This window comes from Proteus faecis (assembly GCF_030286765.1).
GTDB classification, from domain to species: domain Bacteria; phylum Pseudomonadota; class Gammaproteobacteria; order Enterobacterales; family Enterobacteriaceae; genus Proteus; species Proteus faecis.
The window spans coordinates 468,426-481,949 of sequence record NZ_JASVWV010000001.1; the positions used below are offsets into that span (position 1 = coordinate 468,426).

12 protein-coding genes are annotated in these 13,524 nt (G+C 30.4%); 2 read left to right on the forward strand and 10 right to left on the reverse strand.

Annotation, left to right across the window (positions count from 1 at the left end; all coding sequences use genetic code 11):
* Positions 1-2: 2 nt before the first annotated feature.
* Positions 3-179 carry a hypothetical protein gene (locus QSH13_RS02225; RefSeq protein ID WP_185901974.1) on the reverse strand — a complete coding sequence of 59 codons (177 nt, stop codon included), beginning with the start codon at positions 177-179 and terminating at the stop codon, positions 3-5.
* Positions 180-1,777: 1,598 nt separating this feature from the next.
* On the opposite strand from QSH13_RS02225, the gene QSH13_RS02230 reads away from it, so the two are divergent.
* Positions 1,778-2,089 (forward strand): YmdA family protein, encoded by a 312-nt coding sequence (locus QSH13_RS02230; protein WP_109397976.1) that lies wholly within the window; start codon positions 1,778-1,780, stop codon positions 2,087-2,089.
* Positions 2,090-2,281: 192 nt separating this feature from the next.
* Here QSH13_RS02230 and lpxL read toward each other — a convergent pair whose 3' ends face one another.
* The 4 genes from lpxL to QSH13_RS02250 form a co-directional block, all read right to left on the reverse strand.
* Positions 2,282-3,211 (reverse strand): LpxL/LpxP family Kdo(2)-lipid IV(A) lauroyl/palmitoleoyl acyltransferase, encoded by a 930-nt coding sequence (gene lpxL / locus QSH13_RS02235; protein ID WP_109397977.1) that lies wholly within the window; start codon positions 3,209-3,211, stop codon positions 2,282-2,284.
* A gap of 462 nt (positions 3,212-3,673) precedes the next feature.
* On the reverse strand, positions 3,674-3,886 hold the full coding sequence (gene cspE, locus QSH13_RS02240; protein ID WP_006537332.1) for a transcription antiterminator/RNA stability regulator CspE: 213 nt from the start codon (positions 3,884-3,886) through the stop codon (positions 3,674-3,676).
* Positions 3,887-4,279: 393 nt separating this feature from the next.
* Entirely contained in the window at positions 4,280-5,137 is an 858-nt protein-coding gene (locus tag QSH13_RS02245; protein WP_109397978.1) for an alpha/beta fold hydrolase, read from the reverse strand.
* 358 nt (positions 5,138-5,495) lie between these two features.
* Positions 5,496-5,828, reverse strand: coding sequence for an MliC family protein (locus QSH13_RS02250; protein WP_109397979.1), 333 nt, complete (start codon positions 5,826-5,828; stop codon positions 5,496-5,498).
* A 358-nt stretch (positions 5,829-6,186) separates the two neighbouring features.
* On the opposite strand from QSH13_RS02250, the gene QSH13_RS02255 reads away from it, so the two are divergent.
* Complete coding sequence (locus QSH13_RS02255; protein ID WP_109397980.1) at positions 6,187-7,083, forward strand: AraC family transcriptional regulator; 897 nt, start codon at positions 6,187-6,189, stop codon at positions 7,081-7,083.
* Positions 7,084-7,162: 79 nt separating this feature from the next.
* Here QSH13_RS02255 and QSH13_RS02260 read toward each other — a convergent pair whose 3' ends face one another.
* The 5 genes from QSH13_RS02260 to QSH13_RS02280 form a co-directional block, all read right to left on the reverse strand.
* A complete protein-coding gene (locus tag QSH13_RS02260) occupies positions 7,163-8,659 on the reverse strand; it encodes a C69 family dipeptidase (RefSeq protein ID WP_109397981.1) in 1,497 nt (498 codons plus the stop codon).
* Positions 8,660-9,244: 585 nt separating this feature from the next.
* Positions 9,245-9,550: a chaperone modulator CbpM gene (cbpM, locus tag QSH13_RS02265; protein WP_109397982.1), complete on the reverse strand. Its 306-nt coding sequence runs from the start codon at positions 9,548-9,550 to the stop codon at positions 9,245-9,247.
* Complete coding sequence (gene cbpA / locus QSH13_RS02270) at positions 9,550-10,491, reverse strand: curved DNA-binding protein (RefSeq protein WP_109397983.1); 942 nt, start codon at positions 10,489-10,491, stop codon at positions 9,550-9,552. The genes cbpM and cbpA overlap by 1 nt, the downstream gene beginning before the upstream one ends.
* A gap of 518 nt (positions 10,492-11,009) precedes the next feature.
* Positions 11,010-12,137, reverse strand: coding sequence for an ABC transporter substrate-binding protein (locus QSH13_RS02275; protein WP_286038756.1), 1,128 nt, complete (start codon positions 12,135-12,137; stop codon positions 11,010-11,012).
* A 351-nt stretch (positions 12,138-12,488) separates the two neighbouring features.
* On the reverse strand, positions 12,489-13,172 hold the full coding sequence (locus tag QSH13_RS02280; RefSeq protein ID WP_109397985.1) for a hypothetical protein: 684 nt from the start codon (positions 13,170-13,172) through the stop codon (positions 12,489-12,491).
* Positions 13,173-13,524 lie beyond the last annotated feature (352 nt).

Here is a 13,524-nt window from a genome sequence, read left to right on the forward strand (position 1 = left end):
AATTAAAAATTCATTAATTTTTTAAAATAAAAACCTTTTTTAGTTTTGGGGAATTTATTTCCATAATATATTTTCCGCTCATACTCTCGTCCTGCATAATGGTTGTCACCATAAAATTGACCATATAATGCAGTTTTAGGACACACTTCTTCAGAAAAAAATCTATGATTATTATCCACTTCAATTTTCCTTATTTAAATTAAACTTTAGACCTCTTTAAATTAATTATAAATATTTTTTATTTATAATTTCCAGTAGTTATTTAATACCATACTACTTTTATAAAATAGATCCAGTTTCTAGTGGAATTATTATTTAAACTCAAGGAAAATATAATAAATACTAAATAAAAAAATAGTGATCTTACTGTTATTAATAATAAAATCTCGACTTTGATTTCTTTAAAGTAAAACACTTTACTGATTTTTAGTATGAATAAATAGTAACCGCAATCTTCGTAGGGTTGACAAGTCAAATGATAATGATTATCTTTTAACTTGTGAATAGTTAGGTCTTCCACTTAATTTTTTCACAACGACATTGCTCACATTGCTTCTAATCTTTATTGACCAACTCTCCTAGCGTTGGTCTTTTTTTATTTTATGGATCCACAGTCTATAAAAGTGAAAAGCTAAGCTTAGCTGTAACTCAGGTATTATCGAGCTCAAATTACATCAATAGTAGATTGATACCTTATTTACGACAAGCTGGAAAAATGTATCTAAAGAAAAATCTTTATATACATCACAATATCTCTTCTACATTGTGATGTATATAACACAATGAAATTGTTGTAAAAATTCTATTCAACAGATAATTATACTCTTTTTCTTCTATTCAAGCTGATGAGGTAATTTATTAGGATCCTTAATTAAATGTATGGAAAAATTATAGTCAAGCCAAGATAATTTGAGTTTGCATGATTTAATCTTAATATTTAGTAGAATTAAAAGAAAATAAAATCAAATAGTTAAATAAAAAAATTAAACAACGATTTATCTCTTTAGACAATTCACTCTAATTATTTACTTATTTTTATTATTTCTTTTTAAAGTTTGTTACAGATTGATATCTTTTTTTCCCTTACTATTAGTTTCAGTATTTCATCACTGATAGATATTTAAATTTCCCCCGCCTAGTGCGGGGATTTTTTTATCTAACTTATCCTTTTAAGATGCTCAATTAATAAACTCTCACTATTTTCAAACTATCAAAATTACTTTATTTTGGTGATGCTATTTTAACTTGAGTTAACTGTGAAAATATTGACAACATAGATACAAAGAATCTTAGCTAGAATTTCCTCCATTTAATATCAGGTTCTATCTTATCAATCTAAAAACTATCAAATAAAGATGAGTTTTTATTCTTGATAACCATTTCTTTGTCATACTTTGACAAATTTTTTTGAATTCTGAAATTACTCATTTTATAAGTTTTATGTTTTAACGACAAAATGTATCATTAAAAAATTAAGTAATTTAACTAATATCAAGAAAAGTTAACTTATTAACAAAAATAATCAAAAAAGTAATTTTAATTTAATTTTCATGCAATTAGTTAAAATCACATTAGTTTGCATTACTAATGAAGCACTATAAAAACAACAAGATCATTCACAAATCTTTATCTACAAGTCATTAACCATCAAGATTTTTTACAGATTGATATATTTTTTTTCTCTAATATTCCTTCCATCAACTGTTACGAAAAGATATTTATTCATCGTATAGAAAATAAAAAAATCGACCCAATAAGAATATTTAAGGAATATTGAATGAAAAAGAATTTTATTATCGGAATGTGTTTGACACTTTTATTATCACTTCCAGCTATGGCAAATAATAATAAAACAATAGGTTCGGGAACAATTACATTTATAGGTTCAATTGTAGATGGTAATTGTATAACAGACTCTGTAGGAAATACTTTTAAAGCAAATTGCTGGAATGGAACTGAAATGGAAGAAACTTTACATAAAATAGAAGCTAATAAAACATTTAATGCTCAATTGGGTGAGAATAAAGGTTCAATAAATATTAATTGGATCAAAGAAAATGTAGGAATAATGGATATCGTATACTATTAATATAGCAATCCCCCTACCTATATTAATAATAAAAATTAGTCTCTAACAAATAGATAAAATATTTATTGTTAATTAATGAGTATATATTTTCCAATAATTAGAATTTATTACTATATAAATGGTATTTTCTATGATGGTTATAATATATTAGGCAGATATAGTTTAATCTATATCTGCTAACTCTGTTTTAACCTAATTATAAAAACTGGCTTCACCTGCTGGTCGAGTTTTGAATCGACGGTGAGCCCATAAATATTGATCTGGAGCTCGCATAATTTCTGTTTCAATCAACTTATTCATTCTATCTGTATCATTTTGAATATCTTCAGAAGGATAATTAATCAGTTCTTTACCAATAATTAAACTGTATTTTTTGCCTTTCTGATCTTTATTTCTTACCAAAGTAACAGTTAAAGATGGTGCCCCTGATAATTTTGCTAATATAGCAACTCCTTTAGAGGTTGATGTTTTTTCGACAGAGAAAAATGGAGAAAATGTTGTACCTTTTAAACCAAAGTCTTGGTCAGGAGCAAACCAAATCGCTTTCCCTTTTTTTAACTCCATAACCATAAACTTTAAGTTACGTCTATCTATCATACCCTTATCTGACCTGCATCTTGCTTTAGTTTGGATAAACTCCATCGCTTTATTATTATGAGGTCTATACATCGCATTCACAGGGAAACAAAGCCCCATAATGCGCCCTCCCAGCTCTAATGACATAGAGTGTATACCAATTAGTAAAATTCCCGTTTTTTTATCTTTAGCATCAGTAAAATTGGAGAAACCTTGTACTTCAAAAAGATTTTTTAGTCGGCGATCACTCCAAAACCACGCCATACCCGTTTCAAATAATGCGACACCTAGTGACGATAAATTATCCATAACAAGTTTGTTAATTTCATTTTCATTTTTGTCAGGGAAACATAGTTCTAAATTTTTCTTTATTATTGAGACTCTTCTTTTGACAAAAAAACGAGATAACAGTCCGAGATGTTTACCTAAAAAAAGTAACCAAGAATAAGGAAGTTGTACTAATAAAAAAAGAATAAAAACACCAAACCAAGTTAAGAAATATTTTGGATGTAATAAATGCAATGAAAAAATATTTTTAGCGTACACAAGTTTGTCCTCTAGGAACTAAAAGCATTTAAGCCACTCTGAATTAGACAGCAATTGTTTAAAATAAGTCATAAAATATTTATTGAATTTTATCTTAAATTATTTTTATGATTTATCTGATATCTTTTTATTCTAATAAAATTCTTTTCTCTCTTTTGATTGAGAAGACAGCATCTTAATGCCTTTATTTTGCCATTATAAACATTTATTTATCCATTAATTTATTTATCTGTAAATATTATCGAGTATTAAAGTAAATATCCTTCTAAAATTTTAAAAAATTTACATTAAACACTTACATAAATTTAATAAATTTATTTTTTATAGGCTTTACTAAATATATTTAAAATTTAAATAACGCTAGAAATTGGTATAAAAAAACCCCACCGAAGTGAGGTTTTTAAATCTTACTTATATAAATATTACATTAAGCAATATATACAGTAATTACAGATCAACAGATTATAAAGCGATTACGTTCGCTGCTGCTGGGCCTTTAGCGCCATTTTCAATAGAAAATGAAACTTCTTGGCCTTCTTTCAGAGATTTAAAGCTATCGCTTTGAATTGCTGAAAAGTGTACAAATACGTCTTTGCTACCGTCTTTAGGAGTGATAAAGCCAAAACCTTTATCATCGTTAAACCATTTTACTGTACCTGTCATTGTATTAGACATAAGATTTCCTTTAATTAATTATTTTGCCATAAGGCATTGTTTGCGGTTTGATTTCGGATTTTTACTTATGGTCACTATTTGAAGGAATTCGCAACGAAGAGGTATCAGGGATAACGCTAAACGGTGAACTACTTAAAACTGCACTAACATAAATAGGTCTGTACTTCCAAACCAGTGGTGCTATTAAGTCATATAATTCGTTTTATAGCAAATCATTTTCATCTTTATTTAAAAAAAACTTTTTATACGCAAAATTAGAAAATAATTATAAGATAAAAATAGTCATCTATTTCACCTATCTCATTATTTTAATTTAATAATATGAGTAAAAAGTAGATACTGTTATTTTTAAGGTAACCAGTATCTACTCTATCATTAATGTACTACATCACCTTAATTAGCTAGCTCTAATAAAATTTCTTCTGTTTTCGTCCATAACAGTGAGCCCCCCTCTTCTGGCCATAAATGTCGCTCAGCATTAGGAATACGTTGAAATAATAAATCTCCAAAATCCGGAGAATGAACTGTACTCATATCTTTCATTCCATACCATAAGGTTGTTGGTGTCTTTATATCTTCAGGCGAAAAACCCCAAGGTTGCATAGTAATCAGCAAATCTTGAGTGTATCCATCATTGCCTTGTTTAAAGGCTTCTACCATACATTCTTGATAAACTGGAAGAAAATCAATTGATTGATAAATAGCTAAATCAACATCAGCACTGTGCTTTAGAATAAAATCCATTAACCACTTAGCTGTTATATTTTGCTTAATCCAACTAGCTAACACATCGGGTGATTCAACAGCTTGGCGTTGCATATTAACAACATCATCTGTTAGCCTATTTTGTGTATTCGGATAATCAAATTGATCTTGCCCTGCAACAATAAGTAATTTATCAACATGGCAATAAATACAAAGAGCCATAGCAAAAACAGCACCTTGTGAAAACCCCATTACATTAAAGTTTTTGATACGAAGATGATCTAATAAAAATATAATATCTTTAGAGCAAGATTTTAACGATTTTTGAGGATCAAAAGTGGAATCACCTAATCCTGGACGAGTAGGTGTAATCAACCGAATATTAAGCTTATTTAAAAGGTCAATCTCTACCCCTAATAAACCGCTCATACCTGCACCAGTACAAAATAACACTGGCTTACCTTGTTTTGGGCCTGACTCACACCACGTTAAAATTCTATTATCTGGCAACAATAAATTATTTTTTCTTAAGTTTTTAATTTTCATTAAATTTTATTCTTTATTAATTTATGGGTAACATATTATCCTAAATCACACCATCGAAATATGATAATTTTAATCATCATATTTATTTTAAAAAACAACTCAACATTTTTATCTATTTTAGATAAGTAAAAAATATATATTCAACAATCATAAAAAATATTCTGAACGAAGAATAAAGCTATTTTTATAACTAATTTATTTTTGTGACAACCTTATTTATATGACAAAAAATATATTATTATTTTTGTTACACTAATAGTTTTTACTTTCAATTATTGTTATATTTACTTAATCTTTTTCTTATAAAAAAGAGGACAATAAAGTTGCCCTCTTTTTTTATTTATAGCTGCTTTCTACGTTATTTTACTAATTTACAAGTACGCCCTTTATCTTCAGCAACTCGTCCATTAACAGCATCATCTTCTGAAATCGTTGCTAAATTAAATTCACCTTTTCCTTTACCCCAAATTTGGAAATTCTCACCAACATAACGAGCACCACTAGCCGCAATGGCTTCTTTTAAAACAATAATTTCATCACTGTAATACATAACTGCGAGCTGTTCAGTAGGAAAAGAAACTCTGATTTTTTGGCCTTCACAGTTATAAGTATCCGTTTTAGCAGCTAAAGCAGGAGCCGTTATTAATGAAGAAATTAAAGCAATAGCAGAAATAGAAAGTAACTTATTCATTTACATCTCCAAAAATAATCAAACAAGATTTACTAAATAAAAATAGGCTTTATATTTTAAATATAAAATAGGATAGCTCCGCATTTTATAAAAACTAAAAAAACCATGAGCATTTTAATTTAAAATTAATTTTAATAAAAAACCATCAATTATTGATGAGTGCATTAAAATAGAATTTTTTAATTACAATAAATCGCAATACATAACTTTACATTACCACCGACCTATTTTACTTTATTCAATGTAACTATCATTATACGATATGCTATTATTCTAACACCTATAAATATTATTGTAGTTCAATAAATTAAGTCGATCTTATTGAAAAATATCGATAGAAAAAATAATAGGAATATTCATGCTACAAGAGAATGTTGTTAAAGATATCATCGTTTGGATTGAGCAAAATCTCGATTCACGTTTATCGTTAGATATTGTTGCGGAAAAATCAGGCTATACAAAATGGCATTTTCAGCGCTTATTTAAAGCATATACAGGTATATCTTTAGGAAAATACATACTCGCTCGTCGTTTATCTTGTGGCGCCTACGCGTTAAGAGTAACACGTTGTAGTTTATTAGATATATCATTGAAGTATCGTTTTGATTCCCAACAAACATTTTGCCGAGCCTTTAAAAAACAGTTTAATATCACACCTTCGGAATATAGAAAAAAACCAGGATGGGATATTAGTGAACTGATTTTCCCAGCATTAGAAACCGTTGAACTGAGTGCTCAATATGAACTAGTTACATTCCCATCTCAAAAATTAGTTGGTATGTCACATCATTACAATAAACCTATTTCAACATGGGATTCAGACAAGAAAAAATTCAGAAAAGAGTTTTGGCGTAAATTTTTAAAAGATGTACATACAATACCTACAGAGCTATATGCAATGCATCGAGCATCTGCAAGTACATTAGAAGATACTATGTATATTTATAGCACTGCTGTTGATAAAGAAAAGTTAGCAAAAACATCAAATATTTCTGCTATGTCACAACTAGAATTACCAAGTGGCAACTATCTGGCCATTACATTTCATATGAATGAAATCTTAGATTCACTGACTGGTTATGATGACATTATTTATACCGTCTATACAAAAGTACTTCCAAAAATGAATTTATTGCGCAGACCGGGCCCAGACATTGAACGATATACATTAAAAGAGTCAGTAGATTACGATAAACTGCTTGGTCAAAGTGATCATTACGTACAAAAAATTAGCTACTATATTCCTGTTCTTTAATGAGTTTCATCTATAAAAAAGATCCCAATTTAATTGGGATCTTTCTATTAAAATAGATATCTAAAATACGACTCTTCTATCAATCCTTTTTTGATTTATTCGCAAAGAAAATATCGTCTTGAATATCTTTTGTTCTTATTGTGAATAATTCATTCATTAAGTTTTCAGTTAATTTTTCAGCATCAGCCATAACTCGTAGATTAAATTCATTAAGCATTTTATCTGCACCAGCTTTATCTGTTTTCACCATAGTAAGATATTTAGCTTCCATATTTTTTTGCTCTAATGCAGTTTTTGCTTCCCACTCTTGATACGCTTTCTTCACTATTGGTGCGAGTTTTGGATAATCTGTCATTACTAGTGTTTGTAACTTTCTATATTTCCAGTAAATAGAATCACTGTCTGCTTGATTACTTCCTATTCCATAATGTTGCGGATAAGCTTTTAATCCACTGTAATACGGAACAAATGCAGTTAAATCCGCCATTCCTAAACCAACATAGGTCACTTCACCTATTTCTTGAGGAAGCTCAGGGCGAACTTGCATAACATGCGCTTCATAAGTTCTAAATACACTAATTGGACGCCAAGATTCTTGACCATTTAACCCATTAGTATATGGGTCATGCTCTGTTCCTTCAAAATGATTACGCAACATCGCTTTTGCTTCTTCAACAGATACTTTTTTCTCTGGCGTTAATAAAGGTGCGAAATTACGGCCATCATCCACTGCTTGTTTTAATGATGGATTGAATTGTTGCTGGATAACCCATACTCGTGGATCGTTATAAGTACGATCTCGTTCGTCATCTCGTGTATAAGCTTTTGAAAAATTAAATTCCCCCTCTTTTTCAGGATGATAAAGGCCTTTCTCAACAGCAAATTCCACTAGATTTTTAGAGCCTAAAACATCATTGCTGTTAATATCATAGTGTTGTAATCGACCTTGGTTTCCTGTCGCAAAATATTTATCTTTAGGTAATTTTTGTGCAATCCAATGATGCCCTGTTCCAGTTTCTAAATACCAAAGCTCATTTTTATCAACAACAGCAACACCAAATCCTTCGCCAGCACCTTGTTTTTCAATAATGCTCCCTAATAATTCCACAGCTTCACGAGCCGTTTTTGCTCTTGAAAGTAGGACATCAGGAATATCATCTTCAGTTATCCCTGTATCTTCGACATAGGGATCAAAAGAGAGTGCTTTTGGTGAAGCAAAAATAGATTCAGTGCCACTGACCCCCACCCCAAGTTCATTAAATCCTGTTGCACCATGAAGTTGTGTTTTCCAATTCGGCACAGTGGTATAGCGTAATGAATTCTTAGGTAATGGATATGTAAAATTATTAGCACCATTATGTTCCTTGGTACTGTAAATACCCGTTTGATTTGTTTTAGCAGGGTGAATAACAAAATGTTGTGCTTTTAATGCATCGCTATCAGCGCTACGAGCAATAATCAACGAACCATCATTTGTTGCTTCACTTCCTGCTAACAACGTTGTACAGGCTAAAGCTGAAGAAACTAATGCAATATTAACGGATAAGGCAACAATGCCTTTTTTAAATAAAGACATAAAACTCCCCATTTGCTTGTTATTTATAGTTTGTAGATCAATTAAGTATCTTTTTAGAATCGAAATAAAAAACCAGATAGATAAACTGATGCAAAATATTAACAATGAAAAAGAGTGTGTTTCCGTGATTTATATCTCAATGATTATTATATTTTGAAATAAAAACATTAATTATACGCATCATATTAATATCAATGAGTTTTATAGAAAGATACATTTAATATGCAAATAAATACAAATGGAGTTTGTTATTAGCATTACTATTATGTAATTAACAGGGATATTATTTATATAAAACAGCTATCAATATTAAAAACAATAACAATAAATTAAATCCGACAATAAATTATGTTAATTTCTTATCTCAAACTAAAAAGTAGTGCCAATTTTATTTTATAGCCAAACTGATAACCAACTTCTTCAATCTCTCTTTTCATTTCTTTTTGTTAAATATTCTCCTAGAGAGGAAAAGAGTCTAAAAATAACTAGATCAGTAGCAAAATAATAAAAACATAAAAAATATAATTTAGGCATAAAAATAGCCACTAAAGTTGCTTTCTATTTTAGTGGCTATTTTATCAATCGTTATTCATTTATAAAACGCATTAACTGCTGGCGTAATTGCTTATTTTCTTGTTTTAATTGTTCATTTTCATCTAATAAAGTCAGTGCTATGGCGATACCATGCCAATCTAATGCAAGCTCTTTATGAAGTTTTAATGCGCGATGTGTTACCACAACAGCGTTATCATCGAAAAACCACTCCTGAGTTTCAATTTCTAGTGGTTCGATCACCCCAAGAGCTACAAACTCTTTGAGCACGTCGTTTGATATTCCCGTATGATGACAAAACTCAGTAACAGTAAATACTGTTGTTGTTAATTGACCCATTATTTATTCTCCCAGTCTTTACGTGGATTATAATCGGTCTGGCTATCTGCAATTTGTTGCCATAATTCGCGCATCTTTTCATCGGGTTTAGGTGGCATCACAATTTTTAGAATTGCATATAAATCACCGCTGACCTTTTTGCTAATTAACCCTTTCCCCTTAATACGTAACTTTTGTCCTGCTTGACTTCCCGCCGGAATAGTTAACAAGATTTTTTCTTTTATTGTTGGTATAGGAATTTTTGCACCTAATGCTGCTTCCCAAGGAGCGACCGGAACAACTATTTCTAAATCATGACCTTTAATATCAAATAGGGGATGAGGTGCAATACGAATTGTTAACCATAAATCACCATTTTCTCCTCCATTTTCACCAATTGTTCCCTGACCTTTTAAACGAATACGTTGTCCGTCAATCACACCTGCTGGAATTTTAACATTTAAAGTTTTAGGGATCTCTTTTTCCACAATTCCAAAAACATTATAAACAGGTAAGTGATAACTAATTGTACGCTTCTGCTCTTCCTGTGATTCTTCCAAAAAAACAGCTAATTCTATTTCTAAATCATGCCCACGTTGTTTAGAGGCTTGTTGAGTTCGGCGTCCTTCAAATGGAGAATGTTGACCAAAGAATGAAGCGTAAAAATCATCAAAATCTTCTTGGCTAAAGCTTTCTTGAGACTTATTTGAATGTTGTTGTGTAAATTGCCTAAATTTAGGATCGTTACGATGAGCCCAAAGTTCATCATATTCAGCTCTACGTTGTTCATCACCTAATACTTCCCATGCTTGAGCAATTTCTTTAAAACGAGCTTCAGCATTTGGCTCTTTACTTACATCTGGATGATATTTTTTCGCTAAACGGCGATAAGCTGTTTTAATCGTTTTAGTATCATCAGTGGGTTTGACACCCATTATGGCGTAGTAATCCTTTAATTCCATAGTGACATCTCAATTATGTTAAATAATGAATTAAATATTAATACCCTAGACTTAATTAATTATAGAACAAAGAAATTATATTGATGAGTAAAACCCTATAATAACAACAATCGAATGCCTAAATTGAATACGGAATATTGTTTTTCAATAAGTTATCTATCATCCAATATCTCACTTTTCCTGGTGGATTATTTTTTGACCACACCAAATCAATATCTATTTTTTCGGAAACTGATCGTAATTTAAACTAACTAATAACTCATGCCCAAATTGTTCGACAAGCCAAATGGGTGATATGTGAAAACACCTTTTGAACTATCATTAGGTGTTTTTCTGCATTTTTTCCTAAAGTGCCGCTACAACGCTTTCTTACCTTTTAGTCAGAACGTTTCTTGGTATTTTACTTATTATTTATGGTTATTAGCCTTATTTTAACTTTATTAAGCCAAATACTTTGATTGGTCAAAATGTAGATGAATATAAAAAGCCCTTAAAAACAAGGGCTATAATTAGCATTATTATTTATCTGCTTTTGCAGCCCAAAGAAATTTAGCGCTAGGCAAGGTTGTATATTTTTCTATTATCTCTTTATAAGTATTCTCTGGTTTTAATTCTGCAAATTGTTCAGGGTAAATGAAGGTTGCTAAATATTCTAAGCCAACGATATTATATGGATGATTATAGAAATTATGATATATACCATATAATCGCCCATTTTCAACCGCAGCGATTTGATTAAATCCAATTCGACTCTTCAATCGTTTAAAGCCTTCTTGAGTCTCTTTGCTAGATACCCCATAACCAAATGGCGCAGCAATATTATTTTTATTAACCCAGCGAGAGCCCGTTACAATATATACATCAGGTTTAGTGCTAATAACTTGCTCTAAAGAAATTACACCTGAAGCTCCTGGTAAGAAATGGCTACCAATATTGTCACCACCAACAGCTTGAATCAAACCACCCCAACCGGCATTATTATGTGTAAAGCAACACCCATCACCATTTGCTCCAGCCTTTGCCTCTACAAATACACGTGGTTTATTTTTAATTTCTTGAGTTTTATTTTTAATACTATCTAGGTGTTGTTGATAAAAATCTGTATATTCTTTAGCTTCACTTTCTTTATTTAAAATGATACCAAGAAGCTCTACACTTTCTTTCGTGTTTTTGACTGGCTCTAAGAAAGTATCAACATAAATAATAGGAATATTGGCTTCTTTTAAAATACTGACAACACCCGATCCTTCTAATGCGGATTTTGCTCTGAGTTGAGCAATCACAACATCTGGTTGTTGTGCAATAACTTGTTCTGCATTCACTTCACCTTTATCATTAAATCCCATATCAGGGATTGAATTTATATTGGATTTCCATTTCTGTTCTAGCAAAGAAACTGTCTGTGGATCCGATTTTTTTAGATTATTATTCCATGCTACAACTCTTTCAAACGGATTATTTCTATCAAGCAACGCTAGCGTTAAAATATCTCTACCATCTTGTAATACAATGCGTTTTGGTTCATGTTTTAACGTTATTTTTTGCCCATCAGTATCCGTAATTGTAACAGGATATGTTGTAGCCAATGCGCTAAAAGGAAGTAATGCAGAAAGAGATATTGCTAACAGGTGATATTTATTTTTCATAATGTACTCTCCATAATAGAGAGTTAATGCTAACAATTATCATTAACATCATCAATAAAAAATAATCTTTTTATGACCACTAAATAAATTCACTTTAGTAGCGCGATATCTAACAATAAAGAAATATTCGAGTCTGATATGTCAGCTTATTTCACTAGTGCAGTTAACTATCTAACTGAAAAAGCCTTTTATGATGATTCTGATAACAATACAACAATAATCCTAACCATAAACTATCATATGTTCTTGTCACAAGTTTATTTCAAGTTACGATAGCAGCGTTAAACAGATAAAGTAAATTCTTTGTTTAACGCTATATTTTGAAGAAACAACCATTCATTTTAGATAATTTTAATTACTAGAAAAATTACTTATCACTTCATACGTTAATGAATTATCAGAGCTATTTATAATTTTCAATTTAACATTTTCATATGAAATAATATTACTTTGTTTAAGATTAAATTGAATGTTGTTACCAAACCCTTGATTTTCTATGTTTGAGCCTATTTTTCTATAACTAACATCTACAACTTGATCATGTATCCCATTAAAAATTAAAGCCTGCTCAAATGAATTACCATCGGAATTATTCAACTTAAGATATTCAATTTTAGCCTTATCACTACAAACAGCGACATTTAAGTCAGTTACTATACAAATTTCATCAGCCTTAGCTCCTTTTTTTATTAAAATTGAACTCCATGGTTGACCAAGAACCTCAACAACGACAGAACCAGAGTCAATAGTTTGAGTTGGCATATAAAAATCGCCTTTGTCGCTTGAACCAACTTTTTTGAAGACTCCAGGAATAATTTTATAGGCCAGATCTATTTGTATTGGGTTTAGTACCTTAATTGCCTTCAGTTCACTTATATTACCTTCTCTTACTAAACTTTGACCTATGGTCACACTATTAACACTACCTACTTTCGGCTCACTTATTTTATACGAGTCTGGAGTGTAATTATATTCAGTCACAGCACATCCAGATAAAGAAAAAGCACAACCAATTGAAACTAATAATTTTTTCATTTTGATAGAAACTCGTTACAAATATAAATAGGCATTAAAGATTACATTTACATACAGATTCTAGCAAGTAACTATCTACGACTCTGTTAACTGATAACCATTAAACCACTCATAACGACCTGTGAAATTAATTAGTTTTTTTTCTGGCTCAAGCAAATTAATATCAAATACAACTAACTTTAATGGGTACCAGCTAAAGGAAGTTGGTTTCAATAAACGTAAGTAGGCACTGTGATAATGGAATTTAGTTGAACTGCTTGATTTACTTGGGATAAGGAAACTTTAGGAGACACTAGGAGATGTTGAAATGGCGGAGGAGGAGAGAATAAAACAAAGAGATTAACACGTTGAT